Raw genomic sequence first — 14807 nt, forward strand, 5'->3', positions numbered from 1 at the left:
ACGCACTTGCGTCGGTTTTTATGTCTGCAAGCACACGGAATCACCCGCGGTTGTAAACGATTTCCTTGGTGCCACCTTCACAGCTGCCGACGACCTCGCCATTAGCCGCTGCACCTTTGTCCACCACTTCAAGGGTATACCCCGAAGCGCCATTACCTTGGATCTTCGCGTCAATTTCGTTTTTCAGCTCTTCACAAGGTTTGCCCGCCGCCAGAGCCGTACCTGCAATGCTCAACAAACCTACCGCCAACAAAAAGTTCTTCATCCGTCACATTCCTTGCGCTGTTCGAAAAAAGTACGCCGGCCCTCGTCGAGCCGGCGCATCTAAAAAGCTGTAACGAAGTTTATGGCAATCGGCCAGCGCGCAAGTTCAACTGGCTCGCTCAACTGCTGGCAATACGAAAACCCACCTTGAGCGTGACCTGAAAGTGCGCAGCCTTGCCATCCTTGATGTGGCCGCGGGTTTCGGTTACTTCAAACCACTCCAGATGCTTGATGCTCTTGCTGGCCTCGGCCAGGGCATTGTTGATGGCGTCCTCGATGCTGGTTGGCGACGAGCCCACCAATTCGACTTTCTTGTAAGTGTGATGATCAGTCATGGTGCTTCTCCTAATGGGCGTAAATGAAGCCTAGCAGTGAATTCTCGTACTGCTTCTGGCGACTATCCCCACTCGAAAGTTCATATTTACTGCACTTTCTGAAGCCCCCGCAGTCGGAATCAACACACGCAACTCAATCACTCTAGGAGAGCCCACATGGCCAACACCTCTTTACGCAAAGCGTCATTGGAAAGCATGGAAGCCGAGATTTCGAGCCTGCTCAAATCCCTTGAAAGCCTCAAGGACGATGCATCGGACGAGTCGCTAAAAACCCTGAAGGCCCTGAAAAGCAATGCCGAGAACGCCCTGAGACATTCTCGCCACCTGATCAGCGATGCCTACGAAGAAGTCAAAGTCAAAACCCGTGAAACCGGTGTTGCAACGCGGGACTACGCACAAGAGCACCCATGGACTACCGCTGGCGTCGCCGTTGGCGCGCTGGGTCTGCTGGCAGCTTACTTGCTGTGCAAACGCGGCGACTAAACGTCCTGGCGCGCCAGCTCAGCCTTGAGCCACTGCGCCAGTTGCCGGGCGCGCCCATCGGCGGCGCGCTTGGGTAGCCACAACGCCAGTTGCGCCGGGGTTTCACTGAAACCCCACGGCGCAACCAGGCGCCCCGCCCGCAGATCCTCTGCAACCAGCGGTTCAGGCGCAATCGCCACCCCAAGACCTGCCACGGCCGCTTCCAGCAAATAATACAAATGCTCGAAACCTTGCCCGTACTTCAATGCGCCAGGCTCAATCCCGTGACGTTGCGCCCAACTGGGCCAGGCTTGAGGACGAGAAGTGGTGTGCAATAAATTTTCGTTGCGCAATGCCTCGGCAGGCGCCTGACGCAAACGCTCGTAGTGAGTAAAACGCGGGCTCATGACCGGGCCGATGCGTTCGCTGGTCAATTCATAGACCTGCATATCCGCCGGCCACGGTGGCTCGGCAAACACCAGCAGGGCGTCCAGCCCGGGGCGCCGTGGGTCGAGATCGCCTTCGCCCGCCGACAGGTGCAGTCGTAAGTCCGGCAACTCAGCGTTCAAACGGCCCAGACGTGGAATAAACCAACGCGCCAGCAAACTGCCTGAACAACCGAGGACAAACGGTGCATCGGCGCTGCTTTGTGTGAGTTCTGCGCAGGTATCTCTTAACCGCTCGAACGCCTCAAAGCTGGCGTCCCGCAGCCTGATGCCGGCATCTGTGAGTTTGAGCCCGCGCCCCTCCTTGATGAAAAGACTCACGCCCAAGTGTTCTTCCAACACCTTCAACTGTCGGCTGACCGCGCCATGGGTGACGTGCAATTGCTCGGCGGCCTGGCTGACGCTGTTGAGCCGGGCGGTGGCTTCGAACGCGCGCAAGGCGTTCAGCGGGGGAAGGTCTCGGCTCATGATATCTGTGAGTTTTCCTGACATGTTGTGGCGATCTTATCGGTTTTCACAGCCTAGCGTCAGGGGTAGAGTGACCGTCATTGCCTCTCACACGAATTCTTCCTGGAGCGCCCCATGACTCAGTCCCAGACCGATCTACGCAACGGCCCTGACGCCAATGGCCTGTTTGGCTCGTTCGGCGGCCGCTACGTGGCGGAAACCTTGATGCCGTTGATCCTCGACCTGGCCCGCGAATACGAAGCAGCGAAGATCGACCCGGCCTTCAACGAAGAACTGGCCTACTTCCAGCGCGATTACGTCGGGCGCCCAAGTCCGCTGTACTTCGCCGAACGCCTGACCGAATTCTGCGGCGGCGCCAAGATTTACCTCAAGCGCGAAGAGCTGAACCACACCGGCGCCCACAAGATCAACAACTGCATAGGCCAGATCTTGCTGGCGCGGCGCATGGGTAAAAAACGCATCATCGCCGAGACTGGCGCCGGCATGCACGGTGTGGCCACTGCCACCGTCGCCGCACGGTTTGGCCTGCAATGCGTGATCTACATGGGCACCACCGACATCGAGCGCCAGCAGGCCAACGTGTTTCGCATGAAGTTGTTGGGCGCCGAAGTGATCCCGGTAGTCGCCGGCACCGGCACCCTCAAAGACGCGATGAACGAAGCCCTGCGTGACTGGGTAACCAACGTCGACAGCACCTTCTACCTGATCGGCACCGTGGCTGGCCCACATCCATACCCGGCAATGGTCCGCGATTTCCAGTCCGTGATCGGCAAGGAAACCCGTACTCAGCTGCAAGCCCAGGAAGGCCGTCTGCCCGACAGCCTGGTAGCGTGCATCGGTGGTGGCTCAAACGCCATGGGCCTGTTCCACCCGTTCCTCGATGACACCAGCGTCGAAATCATCGGCGTCGAAGCCGCCGGTTACGGCATCGAAACCGGCAAGCACGCGGCCAGCCTCAACGGCGGCGTACCGGGCGTACTACACGGCAACCGCACCTTCCTGCTACAGGACGACGACGGCCAGATCATCGACGCCCACTCGATTTCCGCCGGTCTTGATTACCCTGGTATTGGTCCTGAACACGCCTGGTTGCATGACATCGGCCGTGTCCAGTACACCTCGGTCACCGACAACGAAGCCCTCGACGCCTTTCACAAATGCTGCCGCCTGGAAGGGATTATTCCTGCACTGGAAAGTGCCCACGCCCTGGCCGAAGTGTTCAAGCGCGCACCGACCCTGCCCAAGGATCACCTGATGGTGGTCAACCTGTCCGGCCGTGGCGACAAAGACATGCAAACCGTGATGCACCACATGGAGCATTCTCAACAAGAGCACTCCCAGCAGGAGAAACACTGATGAGCCGCCTGCAAACGCGTTTTGCCCAACTCAAGGAACAAAACCGCGCCGCCCTGGTGACCTTCGTCACCGCCGGCGACCCGGGTTATGACACCTCTCTGGCAATCCTCAAGGGCTTGCCGGGTGCCGGCGCCGACGTGATCGAACTGGGCATGCCCTTCACCGACCCGATGGCCGACGGCCCAGCCATTCAACTGGCCAACATCCGTGCGCTGACGGCCAAGCAGAACCTGACAAAAACCCTGCAGATGGTCCGCGAGTTCCGCCAGGGCAACAGCGATACGCCGTTGGTATTGATGGGCTACTTCAACCCGATCCACATGTACGGCGTACCACGCTTTATTAGCGACGCCAAGGAAGCCGGTGTCGACGGGCTGATCGTGGTCGACCTGCCACCGGAACATAACAGCGAGCTGTGCGACCCCGCCCAGGCCGCCGGTATCGACTTTATCCGCCTGACCACGCCGACCACCGACGATGTGCGCCTGCCAACGGTACTTAACGGAAGCTCGGGGTTTGTGTACTACGTGTCGGTCGCCGGGGTAACCGGTGCCGGTGCCGCCACCCTGGAGCACGTCGAAGAAGCGGTCACTCGTCTGCGTCGCCATACCGACCTGCCCATCAGTATCGGTTTTGGCATCCGCACCCCGGATCAAGCCGCCGCCATCGCCCGCCTGGCGGACGGAGTGGTAGTGGGTTCGGCGCTGATCGATCACATCGCCAACGCCAGCAACGACCAACAAGCGATTGATGGCGTGTTGACCCTGTGCGCGGCGCTGTCAGAAGGTGTACGTAACGCGCGCAAGTAAGCGTCTCGTAAGCTGTAGGTAAAGTTCCTGATACACAGGAATCAAGCCGCACAATTACGGCCTAAACAGCAAGACCAAGGGATTTCGAACCTCGTTCGAAATCCCTTTTTGTTGTTTGCGCAATGAGGAATACCCATGAAAATGTCCAAACGTATGATTATCGCGTTAGGCGTGCTGACACTCAGCGCCAGCGCCCTGGTGCAGGCCGCGCCACCCGACCAGCGTGGCGGACCTGATCGTGGCGGCCCCCAAGGCCAAAATGAGCAACGTGGCGATGACCATCGCGGCCCCCAGGGAAATCGCCGTGGCGGGCCGCCCCAGGACTTTGGTCCAGTGCGGGAAATTATCCGCGACAACCACGGACAATTCTCGCGCGGCGCGCCACCGCCACGGGGTATCCACTTGGTCAGAGGCCAGCCGCTGCCCCATGGCTACTACGGCGAGCGCCTGGACAATCGCGCCCTAGCGCACCTGCCGTATTACCAGGGCTATGAATGGCGGCGCTCGGGCCCGGATGTGGTGTTGATCGCCATCAGTACCGGGATCGTCTATCAGATTCTGGACGGCGTGCTGAACTGACGCCTAAGTGCTCTGGTGGTGAGGGAGCAAGCTCCCTCGCCACAGATACTCACCAGCTATCTACAGCTCAATGCGCTCGACCTTGCCCACCAGCAGGATGTAGGACAACGCCCCAAGCAACGCCAACACCGCGATGTAGGTAATCGCCGGAGCAAACGAATCGCCGCTTGCCAAAAAGCCGATGACGATAGGCGTGGTGATCGCCGACAGGTTACCGATGAAGTTGAACACACCCCCCGTCAGCCCCAGCAACCGTGCCGGCGCCAGGGTCGACACCAGCGACCAAGTGATCGAAGCCAGGCCATTACCGAAGAACGCCACGGCCAGGAAGGCGATAACCCATGCCGTCGAATCAACAAAGTTGGCGCCGATGATCGCCGTGGAAATCAACAACCCACCAATGATCGGCAACTTGCGGGCAAAACCCACCGATGCGCCACGGCGAATCAGCCAGTCGGAAAACAGCCCGGAGCACAGCACGCCGACAAATGCCGCCAGGAACGGCAGCGACGCCAGCAAGCCAGACTTGATGAAGTCCATGCCGCGATACTTCACCAGATAGGTCGGGAACCAAGTCAGGAAGAACCACAGGGTCGAGTTCAGGCAGAACTGCCCCAGGTAAATCCCCCAAAGCTTGCGCTTACTCAGCACGATACCCAGGTCGACCCAACTGAAAGGCGCCTTGCGTTTGGCGGTTTGCTCCTGGATATCCACCAGCCCACCGCCCTCGCGGATCAGCTCAATCTCGGCAGCGTTGACCCCTTTGAAATCCCTAGGCTCGCGGTATACCGCGTACCAGATCACCGCCCACAGAATGCCAACGACACCGGTACTGATAAACACCATGTGCCAGCCATAGTGATGCTGCAACCACGCCAGCACCGGCGTCAGGAACGCCAGGCCGACAAACTGCCCGGAGGTGTAGAAGCCGATAGCGGTGGCACGTTCGCGCTCGGGAAACCAGGTGGTGACCACGCGGCTGTTGATAGGGTAGGCCGGCGCCTCCAGGGCGCCGACGGCCATGCGCAGCACAAACAGGGCGATGAAGCTGGCGGCAAAACCGAGCATCACGGTAGCAATGGACCACAGCAGCAAGGCGACGGTGTACAGAATGCGTGGCGGCACTCGGTCCACCAGCCAGCCGCCGGGAATTTGCATGGCGGCGTAGGTCCAGCCGAATGCCGAGAAGATCAACCCGACATGCACCGGGTCGATGCCCAGTTCAGAGGTCAGGGCCGGAGCGGCAATCGACAGGTTGCTACGGTCCAGGTAGTTGATCACCACGGTGATAAACAGCAGGACCATGATGAAATAGCGCTTGCGGGTAGGCGTGACTAAAGAAGCCTGCCCGGTGAAGGATTCAGGTTGCATGGGGTGCCTCTTCTTATGGTTATTGAGGGCTGATGCCGGACTTACTGAATAAACCGGATTGAATGTGGGAGCTGGCTTGCCTGCTCCCACATTGACCGCACTTTTTCAGCAACTGAATGGTGTGCTTACCACTCCGCAAAACTGCCATCGGCATGACGCCAGATCGGGTTGCGCCAGCGGTGACCAATGGCCGCACGCTCGATCACATATTCCTCGTTGATCTCAATGCCCAGGCCTGGCCCATTAGGGATTTTCACAAAGCCCTGGTCGTAGTCGAAGACACCTGGGTCACGAACGTAATCGAGCAGGTCGTTGCTCTCGTTGTAGTGGATGCCCAGGCTTTGCTCCTGGATAAACGCGTTGTAGCAAACCGCATCCAATTGCAGGCACGCCGCCAGGGCAATCGGGCCCAGCGGGCAGTGCAGCGCCAGGGCCACATCGTAGGCTTCGGCCATGTTGGCGATCTTGCGGGTTTCGGTGATGCCGCCAGCGTGGGAAGCATCCGGCTGGATGATGTCGACGTAGCCTTCGCTGAGCACCCGCTTGAAATCCCAACGCGAGAACAGCCGCTCGCCCAAGGCAATCGGCGTACTGGTCAGCGGCGCCAACTCTTTGAGCGCTTCGTAGTTTTCGCTGAGCACCGGCTCTTCGATAAACATCAGTTTGTAGGGGTCCAGCTCCTTCATCAGCACCTTGGCCATGGGCTTGTGCACTCGACCATGGAAGTCGACACCGATACCGACGTTCGGCCCCACCGCATCGCGCACGGCAGCGACATTGGCCAGGGCCAGGTCGACTTTTTCGAAACTGTCGAGAAACTGCAGCTCTTCGGTGCCGTTCATTTTCACTGCGGTGAAACCACGGGCAACGGCTTCTTTTGCAGCACGCGCGGTGTCCGCCGGACGGTCGCCGCCGATCCACGAATACACGCGGATCTTGTCACGCACCTGGCCGCCCAGCAGGTCGCTGACCGACACACCCAACGCCTTGCCCTTGATGTCCCACAACGCTTGGTCGATGCCGGCCAAAGCGCTCATGTGGATCGCGCCACCACGGTAGAAACCACCGCGATAGAGCACGGTCCAGATGTCTTCAATGTTGCGTGGGTCTTTGCCGATCAAATAGTCGGAAAGTTCTTCGACGGCGGCCGCTACGGTATGGGCGCGGCCTTCAACCACGGGCTCGCCCCAACCGGTCACGCCCTGGTCGGTTTCAACCTTGAGGAAGCACCAGCGCGGCGGCACGATGAAGGTGGTCAGTTTGGTGATTTTCATCTTTTTATCTCTCTTGTCAGATGCAGCGCCGGGGCGCCAAACACATTCAGTTCAAGGCGTTCCAGGCGGCGACATAAGCCTGGGCGCGGCTCGCTACCTGATCGACGGTCATACCTGGTTTGAACAACCCCGAGCCCAGGCCAAAGCCTTTGACCCCGGCCTCCACAAACACCTGCATGTTGTCCGGCGTGATCCCACCCACGGGCAACAACACCGTGCCCGCCGGCAATACTGCAAGCCAGGCCTTGATCACCGCCGGGCCCATTTGCTCGGCAGGAAACAGCTTCAACACATCCGCGCCTTCGGCCAACGCCGCAAAGGCCTCGGTCGGCGTGGCGACGCCGGGCGACAGATAAAGGCCCGCGGCTTTCGCTGCGCGCAGTACCTTCGCATCGCTGTGGGGCATGACGATCACCTGGCCGCCAGCGGCCTTGACCTGCTCCACCTGCTCAGGGGTCAGCACCGTGCCGGCACCGATCAGGCAATCGGCCGGCAGGGTGTCGCGCAGGGTGCGGATGCTGGTGTAGGGATCTGGCGAATTAAGCGGCACTTCAATGACCCGAAACCCGGCCTGGTACAGCACCTGGCCGATAGCTGCTGCTTCATCCGGGCGCAGACCCCGCAGGATCGCGATCAAACCGTTGTGTGTCAGTGCTTGCTTGAGCATGTCAGGCCTCCAGTACAGGTTGAACGGATGCAGGCAGCAGCCCTGCGGCGACTGCCAACTGCCAAAGGCCACGCTCGGTGGCCTCCTGTGCCAGCGTCACGCGGGGGAAGCCGCAGAGTTCGAGGGCACGCTGATAGCGGGCGCACAGTTGAGAGTTGCCCACCAGAACGATGTCCGGCCACCGAGCGCGTAGCCCGGACAATTCGTGGCCGATCAGCAGCCCGGACAGATAGTCCGGTTGCTCGTCCGGCGCCAGTTCACCGGTCAACCCTAGGGTACGGGCGCTGAACAAGGTCGACAGCAAGCCCATCTGGCCGGCGGCCGACAACGCTACCTGCACACCTCGATCAAAGGCGGCTGCCTGAAAGTGTTTTGAAGGTTGTTGGGTGCGGCCCAGGATGCTGTGCTCGCTGAGCACGGCGAACAGTTCGCCAGTCATGAAGGTGTCAAAGTGGGTAATACAGCCACCCGCCACCTCGACCCATTTGGAATGACTGCCGGGCAGGCCGATCAACAGTTGGCTGTCGAGGCCGGCGGACAGGCTTTGCAGCACGCCAAGCACCTGGGTTTCTTCGCCGCGCATGACATTGGGCAAACTCGAGCGCTGAATCACACCAGGCACGATATGCACATCGACACCCCTCAGGCTGCGCACCACCTGCAGTGCCTGGCCAAGGGTGGCGACATCGGCGGGTGTGTCGCGGTAGGCCGCTTCGCTCCAGCCCTGGGCGCTGCCGACCATGCCGCAAGCGATGACGGGGAGACCGGGCTGGGCATCGAGCCAGTCGCCGCAGGCCGCATCAAATGCCAGCTCGAAACCATCGGTACAGCGAATGCCGGCGATGACCCGAGGCTCGCTGGGCAAATGCATGATCCCCGACGCCAGGGCGCGTCGTTCAAGGACCAGGCCCCCTGGGCCGAGTTTGTAAGCACGAAGGGAGCTTGTTCCCCAATCGAGCGCGATCAATTGCGCCGGCATCGCTTCACCTGAAGTGTGTGGGTGCTGAAAAAGCAGATGAGCGAATATAAACCTAGGGGCAGTAAAATCTCAATATATAAATAACAATCCCATATATCGGGCAACGACAAGCGAAGTGCTACAACTCTTTGCGCTTTTACCGCGAGCAAAAAGGGGATTCACGTGACAAGACGGTGGTTAAAAAATCGACAGATCCAAAGTACGCATCGCGCCCATCCAGATCGCGTACTCGGTATGGTCTTTCAAGTCATCGCCGGTCTCGGGGTGCAAGAACACCACCAAGCCTTTGCGATTAAGCGCCAGCCACGGCAGGACTACGCCAATGTATTCCGGATCAAATGCCAGCTGGCAGCTCCAGTCCGGGTGCGGGCCCACCGGGCGCTCATGCACGCGGCCCATGCGCAGCGGGAACAATTGCGCCGCTTCCTCACAGAGCTTGCGCGCCTGTGAGAGGGTGCTGGCGTCGAAATAGATGTGGGCGTGGTAGCCCTTGATACGTTGCATGACGAATTCCGAACTCAATAATTGGCAGATCCTAGACCGCAATGGACGGCAGGGCCAGACCGGCCAGCGATTGCGCGCTGCTGGCCTGCTCCGCCATTAGCCAGTCGACGAAACGCTCGATCAACTGGCCACGGCGTTTGCGCTGGGGAAGCACCACGTAATAACCAAAACGCGAAATCACCGTGTTGCCAATCGGCCGACACAACCACTTCTGCTCCAACAAGTTATCCACTAGGTGTCGCCAACCGATGGCCACGCCCTGGCCGGCAATTGCCGCCTGAATCAGCAGGGTGTAATTATCGAAACGCAATTGCCCCGGTGTCGGCGCGGTGGTGATGCCCAGCTCGCGGAACACGCCGCTCCAGTCAAACCACTGGCTGTTGTTTTCCTGACGCAGGTGCAGCAATGGGAATTCCAGCAGGCTTTGGGCGGGCAGCGGTAAGGCGCGGTCCTTGAGCAGCTGCGGGCTGCACACCGCAAACACTTCTTCATTGAACAGCCACAGGCTATCGCCTTGCTTGAAGCGACCATCGCCAAACAGCACGGCCACATCGATATCGCTGCGCAAGGTGGCGTGATTGCGTTCGCTGGTGACCAGGCTGACATCCACTTGCGGGTTGGCTTCATGGAAACGGTGCAGGCGCGGCATCAGCCAGTAGGCAGCGAAGGCAAAATCCGTCGCCACTTGCAGCACTTCGTGCTGGTCCTGCTGGGCGATGGCACTCAGGCCCTGGTTGATGTTCTGCAAGCCCGCCTGCACTTGCTCAAATAGCAGAGCGCCAGCATCGGTGAGTTCGATACCCCGGTAGATGCGATCAAACAAGCGAATCGCCAGTTGTTCTTCCAGGCGCTTGATCTGCTGGCTGATAGCCGGCTGGGTGGTGCCCAGCTCCATCGCCGCCGCCGTAAAGCTGCGTTGGCGCGCCGCCGCTTCAAAGGCACGCAGCAGGTCCAGTGACAGGCTACCAAGGGATTTATACATAAGCTGTGCTTATCCTAGACATTGCTTTACATGGGCTTTACCACGTTTTCCATGGCCTGCATGCTCATTCGCATAAACATCGACTATGGAATGCCGCGAAACCATGAAGCGCAAGAACATTCTTTTCATCATGGCTGATCAAATGGCCGCGCCGATGCTTCCGTTCTACGGTTCTTCGCCTATCAAATTGCCGAATCTGAGCCGCCTCGCCGCACAGGGCGTGGTGTTTGACGCTGCTTACTGCAATAGCCCACTCTGCGCGCCGTCGCGTTTTACCCTAGTCAGCGGACAACTGCCGAGCAAGATCGGCGCCTACGACAACGCGGCGGATTTCCCAGCTGACGTGCCGACTTATGCCCACTACCTGCGCCGCCTCGGCTACCGCACGGCCCTGTCCGGCAAGATGCATTTTTGCGGCCCCGACCAACTGCACGGCTATGAAGAACGCCTGACCAGCGACATCTACCCGGCCGACTATGGATGGGCGGTGAACTGGGATGAGCCGGACGTGCGGCCGACCTGGTACCACAATATGGCCTCGGTACTGCAAGCCGGGCCTTGCGTGCGCACCAATCAGCTGGATTTCGATGAAGAGGTGGTGTTCAAGGCCCAACAGTATCTGTTCGACCATATCCGCGAGGATGGCGACCAGCCGTTCTGCCTCACTGTTTCCATGACGCACCCGCACGACCCGTACACCATTCCCAAGCCGTTCTGGGACCTGTACGACGACAACGACATTGCGTTGCCCACAACGCCACCCCAGGGCGATCTCGACCCTCACTCCCAGCGTCTGCTCAAGGTTTACGACCTGTGGGACAAACCACTGCCGGTGGACAAGATCCGCGATGCGCGCCGAGCTTACTTCGGCGCCTGCAGCTACATCGACAGCAACGTCGGCAAGCTGCTGCAAACCCTGGAAGACACCGGCCTTGCCGACGACACCATCATCATCTTCTCCGGCGACCACGGCGATATGCTCGGCGAGCGTGGGCTCTGGTACAAAATGCACTGGTTTGAAATGGCCGCCCGGGTGCCACTGCTGGTCAGTGCGCCGGGGCAATTCAAGGCCGGCCGTGTGAGTGCGGCGGTATCGACCGCCGACCTGTTGCCGACCCTGGTGGAACTGGCTGGCGGCGAGCTTGACGCCCGTCTGCCACTGGACGGTCGCTCGCTGGTCTCGCACTTGCAAGGGCAGGGGGGGCATGACGAAGTGTTCGGCGAATATATGGCCGAAGGCACCATCAGCCCATTGATGATGATCCGCCGTGGTGCCTACAAATTCATCTACAGCGAAGACGATCCCTGCCTATTGTTCGATGTGCACAACGACCCGCGCGAACAGGAAGAACTCAGCCACTCACCAGTGCATCGGCCGCTGTTCGACGCTTTCCTGGCCGAAGCACGGGCCAGATGGGACATCCCGGCGATCCACCAGCAGGTGCTCGCCAGTCAACGCCGTCGCCGCCTGGTGAGCGAGGCGCTGGCCCAGGGCAAGCTGAAGAGCTGGGATCACCAGCCACTGGTGGACGCCAGTCAGCAATACATGCGCAACCACATCGACCTGGACGATCTGGAGCGCAAGGCACGTTATCCACAACCCTGCCAAAACCAATAAAACCTAGGGGAAGCCATGCAAAAGTTATCCACACTCCGGTTATCAAAAGCATTGGGCGTCGGGCTACTGGTGTTGAGCAGTGCCAGCGCGTATGCCGAGCAAAGTTGCGAAACAGTGAAGATGGCCGATCCGGGCTGGAGCGATATCGCGGCCACCAATGCCATTACCGGTTTTTTGCTGACCGGCATGGGCTACAAGGCCAAGGTCGATACCCTGGCGGTGCCGATCACCTTTGGCGGGCTCAAGGACGGCCAGGTGGATGTGTTCCTGGGTAACTGGATGCCGGCACAGCAGGGTTTCTATGACAAGTTCGTCGCCAATGGCGATGTGGTGCAACTGGCGAAAAACCTCGACGGCACCGAGTTCACCCTCGCCGTGCCGGATTATGTGTGGGACGCCGGGGTGCATGATTTTGCCGATTTGAATAAATTTGCAGAAAAGTTCGACAAGAAAATCTACGGCATCGGTTCGGGTGCGCCAGCGAACATCTCGCTGCAAGAGATCATCAAGAAGGATGACTTCAACCTCGGCCAGTGGAAACTGATCGAATCCAGCGAACAGGCGATGCTTGCCGAAGTATCTCGGGCGGTAAAAAAACAGCGCTTCGTTACCTTCCTCGGCTGGACCCCGCACCCGATGAATGTGCAGTTGAAAATGCATTACCTCAAGGGCGGCGAAAAGTACTTTGGCGATACGGGCAGCGTCTATACGCTGACCCGCAAGGGGTATGCGCAGGCCTGCCCCAACGTCGGCAAGCTGTTGACCAACCTGAGTTTTACCCAGGAGATGGAGAACAGCATCATGGCTGAGGTGGTGAACAACAAAGTCAGTAATGCTGATGCGGCGAAGGCGTGGATCAAGGCCAATCCGGCGGTTTTGGATAAGTGGCTGGAAGGGGTCAAGACCTTGGATGGCCAGGACGCGCTGGCCGCCATAAAAGCCAAGCTCTAACGACCCTGAGGCTAAAGCTGGCGAGGCTGCGCCTACGGTGTGTCAGATACACCGCAAACGCAGCCTCGCCGGGACTCGACAGCTGCTACGCATAGCCAACTGATACCCTGACCCAAACCTTTCAACCTGAGCCCGCCATGCCTTGGCCCAACCGCCATAAACTCTTTCCCTTCCTGAGCTGGCTCCCCCGCCAAACCCGCGCCAGCGTCGGGCGGGACGCTATCGTCGGCTTGAGTGGCGCTGTCCTGGCATTGCCGCAATCCATTGCCTATGCGCTGATCGCCGGCCTCCCACCGGAATACGGGCTTTACGCCGCGATCATTCCGGTGCTGATCGCCTGCCTCTGGGGCTCATCCTGGCACTTGATCTGCGGCCCGACAGCAGCGATTTCCATCGTGCTGTATGCCAGTGTCAGCCCACTGGCCGTGCCCGGTTCCCAGGACTACATCACCCTAACTCTGCTGCTGACGTTTCTGGCCGGCGTGTTCCAGTGGTTGCTCGGCATGTTGCGCTTTGGCGCCCTGGTCAATTTCGTTTCCCATTCGGTGGTGCTCGGTTTCACCCTGGGCGCCGCAGCGGTAATCGCCCTCGGCCAGTTGCCCAACCTGCTGGGCCTGGACCTGCCGAGCCAAGCCACCGCAATGAACAGCCTGCTGTCGCTGATCAACCACGCAGGGGACTGGGATCATTCGTCGCTGCTCTTGGGGTTGGGCACCCTAGTGGTGGGCGTACTGCTCAAATACCTGCTGCCGCGTTGGCCGACGCTGTTGATCACCTTGGCACTGGGCACTCTGGTGGCGTGGCTGTGGCCGGCGCTGTTCGGTCATGTCGCGCGGGTCAGTTCGTTTATTGGCCAACTGCCGCCGTTTAGCCCGTTGCCACTGGATCTGGACACGATCCTGCGCCTGCTGCCCAGTGCCGTGGCGGTGGGCATGCTGGGGCTGGTGACGAGCCTGTCGATTGCCCGCTCGTTGTCGGCCCGTTCGCAGCAATTGCTCGATGCCAATCAGGAAGTACGCGCCCAGGGACTGTCGAACATCGCGGGAGGATTTTTCTCAGGCTATTTGTCGGCCGGTTCCTTCACCCGGTCGGGGCTTAGTTACGAGGCGGGCGCACGCTCACCGCTGGCGGGAGTATTTTCGGCGCTGTGGGTGGCGCTGTTCGCCGTGTTCGGCGCGGCGCTGATCGCGCATATCCCGATCCCGAGCATGGCTGCCAGCATCCTGCTGATTTCCTGGGGGCTGGTGGATCATCGGGGCATTCGTGCGTTGTTCCGGGTCAGTCGTGCCGAGTTTTTGGTGATGAGCCTGACGTGCGTTGCCACGCTGTTGCTGGAGTTGCAAACGGCGATCTACGCCGGGGTGCTGGCGTCGCTATTTTTCTACCTCAAGCGGACTTCGCAGCCACGGGTACAACAGTGGCGTGACGGTGACGACGATGTACTGCGGGTCGGCGGGTCGATCTTTTTTGGCGCTAGCCATTACCTGCAGGTTCGACTGCAACGCTTGCACGGCGAACGGGTGGTGATCGAGGCGCAGCAGATCAACTTTATCGACTATTCCGGGGTGGAAATGCTGCACCAGGAAGCACGGCGATTGAGGGATTTGGGGCGTAGCCTGACGTTGCGCCGGGCCAGGCCGCAGGTGGTGGAAGAATTGAAAAAGCTGGAAGGGGCGGATAAGTGCCCCATCAACTTTGAAGATTGAATACCGCCCACTGTAGGAGCGAGGGGACGCCTAGTT

Annotated in this window: 16 protein-coding genes; 7 read left to right on the top strand and 9 right to left on the bottom strand. The window is 59.8% G+C overall.

Translation table 11 applies throughout. From position 1 onward, the window contains the following. Positions 1–40: 40 nt before the first annotated feature. Both AAEZ06_RS14985 and AAEZ06_RS14990 read right to left on the bottom strand, forming a co-directional pair. A complete protein-coding gene (locus AAEZ06_RS14985) occupies positions 41–265 on the bottom strand; it encodes a DUF1161 domain-containing protein (protein WP_133100597.1) in 225 nt (74 codons plus the stop codon). 118 nt (positions 266–383) lie between these two features. Next, a complete protein-coding gene (locus AAEZ06_RS14990; RefSeq protein WP_149412791.1) occupies positions 384–599 on the bottom strand; it encodes a dodecin in 216 nt (71 codons plus the stop codon). 156 nt (positions 600–755) lie between these two features. On the opposite strand from AAEZ06_RS14990, the gene AAEZ06_RS14995 reads away from it, so the two are divergent. Beyond that, a complete protein-coding gene (locus AAEZ06_RS14995; RefSeq protein ID WP_149412792.1) occupies positions 756–1082 on the top strand; it encodes an ElaB/YgaM/YqjD family protein in 327 nt (108 codons plus the stop codon). On the opposite strand, the gene AAEZ06_RS15000 is transcribed toward AAEZ06_RS14995, so the two are convergent. Further along, positions 1079–1975, bottom strand: a complete 897-nt coding sequence (locus AAEZ06_RS15000) for a LysR family transcriptional regulator (RefSeq protein WP_350615023.1) — start codon at positions 1973–1975, stop codon at positions 1079–1081. The two genes, AAEZ06_RS14995 and AAEZ06_RS15000, sit on opposite strands and share 4 nt — an antisense overlap. Before the next feature lie 114 nt (positions 1976–2089). Between AAEZ06_RS15000 and trpB the strand changes: the two genes are divergently transcribed. The 3 genes from trpB (at position 2090) to AAEZ06_RS15015 (ending at position 4719) form a co-directional block, all read left to right on the top strand. After that, complete coding sequence (gene trpB / locus AAEZ06_RS15005; protein ID WP_133100601.1) at positions 2090–3331, top strand: tryptophan synthase subunit beta; 1242 nt, start codon at positions 2090–2092, stop codon at positions 3329–3331. Next, the gene (trpA, locus tag AAEZ06_RS15010) at positions 3331–4140 is read left to right on the top strand and encodes a tryptophan synthase subunit alpha (RefSeq protein ID WP_149412794.1); all 810 of its coding nucleotides are present in this window, start codon (positions 3331–3333) and stop codon (positions 4138–4140) included. The genes trpB and trpA overlap by 1 nt, the downstream gene beginning before the upstream one ends. A 135-nt stretch (positions 4141–4275) precedes the next feature. After that, positions 4276–4719: an anti-virulence regulator CigR family protein gene (locus AAEZ06_RS15015; protein ID WP_149412795.1), complete on the top strand. Its 444-nt coding sequence runs from the start codon at positions 4276–4278 to the stop codon at positions 4717–4719. A gap of 60 nt (positions 4720–4779) precedes the next feature. On the opposite strand, the gene AAEZ06_RS15020 is transcribed toward AAEZ06_RS15015, so the two are convergent. From AAEZ06_RS15020 to AAEZ06_RS15045, 6 genes are all read right to left on the bottom strand, one after another. Continuing rightward, positions 4780–6090, bottom strand: coding sequence for an MFS transporter (locus AAEZ06_RS15020; RefSeq protein WP_350615026.1), 1311 nt, complete (start codon positions 6088–6090; stop codon positions 4780–4782). 125 nt (positions 6091–6215) lie between these two features. Next, a complete protein-coding gene (gene dgoD / locus AAEZ06_RS15025) occupies positions 6216–7364 on the bottom strand; it encodes a galactonate dehydratase (protein ID WP_149412796.1) in 1149 nt (382 codons plus the stop codon). 46 nt (positions 7365–7410) lie between these two features. Next, entirely contained in the window at positions 7411–8031 is a 621-nt protein-coding gene (locus AAEZ06_RS15030) for a 2-dehydro-3-deoxy-6-phosphogalactonate aldolase (protein ID WP_133100605.1), read from the bottom strand. Position 8032: 1 nt separating this feature from the next. Beyond that, positions 8033–9010, bottom strand: coding sequence for a 2-dehydro-3-deoxygalactonokinase (locus AAEZ06_RS15035; RefSeq protein WP_149412797.1), 978 nt, complete (start codon positions 9008–9010; stop codon positions 8033–8035). 177 nt (positions 9011–9187) lie between these two features. Beyond that, the gene (locus AAEZ06_RS15040) at positions 9188–9514 is read right to left on the bottom strand and encodes a DOPA 4,5-dioxygenase family protein (protein WP_149412798.1); all 327 of its coding nucleotides are present in this window, start codon (positions 9512–9514) and stop codon (positions 9188–9190) included. 31 nt (positions 9515–9545) lie between these two features. Continuing rightward, a complete protein-coding gene (locus AAEZ06_RS15045; RefSeq protein WP_350615029.1) occupies positions 9546–10496 on the bottom strand; it encodes a choline sulfate utilization transcriptional regulator in 951 nt (316 codons plus the stop codon). A gap of 103 nt (positions 10497–10599) precedes the next feature. Here AAEZ06_RS15045 and betC point away from each other — a divergent pair, with 103 nt between their 5' ends. The 3 genes from betC (at position 10600) to AAEZ06_RS15060 (ending at position 14771) form a co-directional block, all read left to right on the top strand. Continuing rightward, the gene (gene betC, locus AAEZ06_RS15050) at positions 10600–12114 is read left to right on the top strand and encodes a choline-sulfatase (RefSeq protein ID WP_350615031.1); all 1515 of its coding nucleotides are present in this window, start codon (positions 10600–10602) and stop codon (positions 12112–12114) included. 15 nt (positions 12115–12129) lie between these two features. After that, on the top strand, positions 12130–13065 hold the full coding sequence (gene choX, locus AAEZ06_RS15055) for a choline ABC transporter substrate-binding protein (protein ID WP_350615033.1): 936 nt from the start codon (positions 12130–12132) through the stop codon (positions 13063–13065). Between the two features lie 137 nt (positions 13066–13202). Next, a complete protein-coding gene (locus tag AAEZ06_RS15060; RefSeq protein ID WP_350615035.1) occupies positions 13203–14771 on the top strand; it encodes a SulP family inorganic anion transporter in 1569 nt (522 codons plus the stop codon). Positions 14772–14807 lie beyond the last annotated feature (36 nt).

Origin of the sequence: Pseudomonas sp. HY7a-MNA-CIBAN-0227 (assembly GCF_040310325.1) — a bacterium.
Taxonomy (GTDB): Bacteria; Pseudomonadota; Gammaproteobacteria; order Pseudomonadales; family Pseudomonadaceae; genus Aquipseudomonas.

Coding starts and splice junctions, on each gene's coding strand:
- AAEZ06_RS14990 (WP_149412791.1), bottom strand. CDS start 599: ATGACTGATCATCACACTTACAAGAAAGTCGAATTGGTGGGCTCGTCG.
- AAEZ06_RS15060 (WP_350615035.1), top strand. CDS start 13,203: ATGCCTTGGCCCAACCGCCATAAACTCTTTCCCTTCCTGAGCTGGCTC.
- AAEZ06_RS15020 (WP_350615026.1), bottom strand. CDS start 6,090: ATGCAACCTGAATCCTTCACCGGGCAGGCTTCTTTAGTCACGCCTACC.
- dgoD (WP_149412796.1), bottom strand. CDS start 7,364: ATGAAAATCACCAAACTGACCACCTTCATCGTGCCGCCGCGCTGGTGC.
- AAEZ06_RS14985 (WP_133100597.1), bottom strand. CDS start 265: ATGAAGAACTTTTTGTTGGCGGTAGGTTTGTTGAGCATTGCAGGTACG.
- betC (WP_350615031.1), top strand. CDS start 10,600: ATGAAGCGCAAGAACATTCTTTTCATCATGGCTGATCAAATGGCCGCG.
- AAEZ06_RS15000 (WP_350615023.1), bottom strand. CDS start 1,975: ATGAGCCGAGACCTTCCCCCGCTGAACGCCTTGCGCGCGTTCGAAGCC.
- AAEZ06_RS15040 (WP_149412798.1), bottom strand. CDS start 9,514: ATGCAACGTATCAAGGGCTACCACGCCCACATCTATTTCGACGCCAGC.
- AAEZ06_RS15030 (WP_133100605.1), bottom strand. CDS start 8,031: ATGCTCAAGCAAGCACTGACACACAACGGTTTGATCGCGATCCTGCGG.
- trpB (WP_133100601.1), top strand. CDS start 2,090: ATGACTCAGTCCCAGACCGATCTACGCAACGGCCCTGACGCCAATGGC.
- choX (WP_350615033.1), top strand. CDS start 12,130: ATGCAAAAGTTATCCACACTCCGGTTATCAAAAGCATTGGGCGTCGGG.
- AAEZ06_RS15015 (WP_149412795.1), top strand. CDS start 4,276: ATGAAAATGTCCAAACGTATGATTATCGCGTTAGGCGTGCTGACACTC.
- AAEZ06_RS14995 (WP_149412792.1), top strand. CDS start 756: ATGGCCAACACCTCTTTACGCAAAGCGTCATTGGAAAGCATGGAAGCC.
- AAEZ06_RS15045 (WP_350615029.1), bottom strand. CDS start 10,496: ATGTATAAATCCCTTGGTAGCCTGTCACTGGACCTGCTGCGTGCCTTT.
- AAEZ06_RS15035 (WP_149412797.1), bottom strand. CDS start 9,010: ATGCCGGCGCAATTGATCGCGCTCGATTGGGGAACAAGCTCCCTTCGT.
- trpA (WP_149412794.1), top strand. CDS start 3,331: ATGAGCCGCCTGCAAACGCGTTTTGCCCAACTCAAGGAACAAAACCGC.